Source organism: Allosphingosinicella sp. (assembly GCF_036387215.1).
In the GTDB taxonomy this organism is placed as follows: domain Bacteria; phylum Pseudomonadota; class Alphaproteobacteria; order Sphingomonadales; family Sphingomonadaceae; genus Allosphingosinicella.
This window is the reverse complement of record NZ_DASVUE010000168.1, coordinates 1-2,411: the sequence shown is the minus strand read 5'-3', so window position 1 is coordinate 2,411 and position 2,411 is coordinate 1. Positions and strand designations below refer to the sequence as shown.

The window sequence follows — 2,411 nt, the reverse complement described above, 5'->3', positions numbered from 1 at the left end:
ATTCTCGCTCTCCCCGTCGGAGAATTCGAAGGTGAGCGATGTCCCGCAGGACGAGCAGAAGCCCCTGCGGGCGATCGGCGAGGAGGTGTAATAATCGGGCTCCCGCTCCCATCGCACGCCCGCCCGCTTCACGTTCTTCATCGCGAGCGACACGTTGCCGCTCGCCCGCTGGCACATCCGGCAATGGCAGAGATAGGCGTCGTCATTCTCGATCTCGGCCGTGTAGCGGATCTTCCCGCACATGCAGCCGCCCTCGACCTCTTCACTCACTGCCAAGCTCCCTCACGCGCGACGCGTGGGCAGTCCCTGCGACAGCAGCGAGGAACCGGCGATCCGCGGTAATCATCTCGTCCTGGAGGCCCTCGGCCAAGGCCAGATAGATACAGTCATAAACCGGGTGCCGGAGTTCGATCGCCAGGCGCAGCGCATCTGCCATGAACGGTGTCTCCTCAACGGTCCGCACATAGCGCGCGAGATCCGCAAGGCGCTCACCGATCTCTGCATCGCCCGAAAGCTCGTTCTTCTGCACCCGTTTCCAAAGCCCGTTGGCGACTTCCGCGTGGAGCAAGGCCGGAGCGATCAACTCAGTCCGGCCGATCCATCCGATGGCATCATCGCTGCCGGGCTCCTCGACCACCAGTTTGAATGCGACGCTCGCATCAATGATCATTGTCGCGATCTTCTCGGATCAGATCGGAGCCCAGCGTCTGCGGGGCTCCCGCGACGCGTGCCCTCCGGCTCCACTCCTGCGATCGCCGAACAAGCGCCAGCTTCTCTTCCACGCTGAGCTCTGCAGCCCGATGGATCGCCTCTCTCGCGAGCGCCTCCACGGAGGTGTTTCGTTCCCGAGCGCGAACCTTCAGGCGTTCGATGGCGGCGTCGTCGAGTTGGCGGACTAGGATCTGGCCCATATCGGCGATGATATCACCGGGCTATCACTCTCTCAAGCAGCCTTCTGAAGGTGCTTTCTTCCGAGCAGCTCCGCGATCTGGACCGCGTTCAGCGCGGCGCCCTTGCGGAGGTTGTCCGAGACGCACCAGAGCGAGAGGCCGTTCTCGACTGTGGGATCCTCGCGGACGCGGCTGACATAGGTGGCATATTCGCCGACCGCTTCCACCGGCGTCACGTAGCCGCCGTCCTCACGCTTATCGACCAGCATCACGCCGGGCGCCTCGCGGAGGATGCGCTGCGCGTCCCTGGCGCTGATTTCGTTCTCGAATTCGATGTTGATCGCTTCCGAATGGCCGACGAAGACCGGCACCCGGACGCAGGTGGCGGTCACCTTGATCTTCGGGTCGAGGATCTTCTTGGTCTCGACCACCATCTTCCATTCCTCCTTGGTCGAGCCGTCGTCGAGGAAGGCGTCGATGTGGGGAATGACGTTGAAGGCGATCTGCTTGGTGAACTTCACAGGCTCGTTGGCCTGGCCGACGAAGATGTTGCGGCTCTGCTCGAACAGCTCGTCCATGCCCGACTTACCGGCGCCGGAAACCGACTGGTAGGTTGCGACCACCACCCGCCTGATCCGCGCGAAATCGTGGAGCGGCTTCAGCGCCACCACCATCTGCGCCGTCGAGCAATTGGGATTGGCGATGATGTTCTTGCGCCGGTAGCCGGCGATCGCCTCCGGGTTCACCTCGGGCACGATCAGCGGAACGTCGGGGTCCATGCGGTAGAGCGAGCTGTTGTCGATGACGGTGCAGCCGGCGGCCGCGGCCTTGGGCGCGTAGGCCTTCGACACTTCGGAGCCGGCGGCGAACAGGGCCATGTGCCAACCCGCAAAGTCGAAATGCTCAATATTTTTGACTCGCAGCGTCTCACCGGAATCGCCGAAATCGATTTCGTCGCCGGTCGACTTCGGGGAGGCCACCGCCGCCACTTCATCGGCCGGAAATTCGCGCTCCGCCAGGATGTTCAGGATCTCGCGCCCGACATTCCCCGTCGCGCCGACGACAACCACCCGATAGCCCATTCAATCGCTCCTCGCTGAAGGCGCGATGTAGGGTTTCGCCGGGGATTGTCCACCAAAGCCGCTAGCGCGCGGTTCCGGAGACCTTGTTCTTCACCTCGCGGTTCATGAAGCGCTCGATCGTGGACCAGACGTGCGGCGCGACCCGGCCGCCGACGGCGCTGTGGGTCTCGCCGGGATAGGTCATCACCTCGAACGGCCGATTGGCCGTCTGGAGCCGGGCCATGAGCTCGGTCGTATTCTGGAACAGCACGTTGTCGTCCGCCATTCCGTGGATCACGAGCAGCGGATCGGCGATCTTCTCGGCTCCTTCGATCGCGCTTGCCTTGCGATAAGGTTCCGGGTCGGTGGCCGGATTGCCCATATAGCGTTCGGTATAATGGGTATCGTAGAGTTCCCAGCGGGTGACGGGGGCGCCGGAGACGCCGGCTGCAAAGGCGTG

General features: G+C 63.4%; 5 protein-coding genes. All 5 read right to left on the bottom strand.

The genetic code is table 11. From position 1 onward, the window contains the following. Positions 1 to 270, bottom strand: a 270-nt coding sequence (locus tag VF662_RS06985; protein WP_464139269.1) for a GFA family protein, incomplete at its 3' end; no start/stop codon positions are given. After that, the gene (locus VF662_RS06980) at positions 263 to 670 is read right to left on the bottom strand and encodes a type II toxin-antitoxin system VapC family toxin (protein ID WP_464139267.1); all 408 of its coding nucleotides are present in this window, start codon (positions 668 to 670) and stop codon (positions 263 to 265) included. The genes VF662_RS06985 and VF662_RS06980, both read right to left, overlap by 8 nt. Beyond that, entirely contained in the window at positions 660 to 911 is a 252-nt protein-coding gene (locus VF662_RS06975) for a FitA-like ribbon-helix-helix domain-containing protein (protein ID WP_464139265.1), read from the bottom strand. Before VF662_RS06975 ends, VF662_RS06980 begins: the two co-directional genes overlap by 11 nt. 32 nt (positions 912 to 943) lie before the next feature. Next, positions 944 to 1,972, bottom strand: a complete 1,029-nt coding sequence (locus tag VF662_RS06970) for an aspartate-semialdehyde dehydrogenase (protein ID WP_464139263.1) — start codon at positions 1,970 to 1,972, stop codon at positions 944 to 946. 61 nt (positions 1,973 to 2,033) lie between these two features. Further along, positions 2,034 to 2,411 (bottom strand): alpha/beta hydrolase family protein (locus tag VF662_RS06965; RefSeq protein ID WP_464139261.1); only part of this gene is annotated, 378 nt, incomplete at its 5' end.

What these genes read in the sequence shown, in the direction of transcription:
- VF662_RS06970 (WP_464139263.1), bottom strand. Translation starts at nt 1,972, where the DNA reads ATGGGCTATCGGGTGGTTGTCGTCGGCGCGACGGGGAATGTCGGGCGC.
- VF662_RS06975 (WP_464139265.1), bottom strand. Translation starts at nt 911, where the DNA reads ATGGGCCAGATCCTAGTCCGCCAACTCGACGACGCCGCCATCGAACGC.
- VF662_RS06980 (WP_464139267.1), bottom strand. Translation starts at nt 670, where the DNA reads ATGATCATTGATGCGAGCGTCGCATTCAAACTGGTGGTCGAGGAGCCC.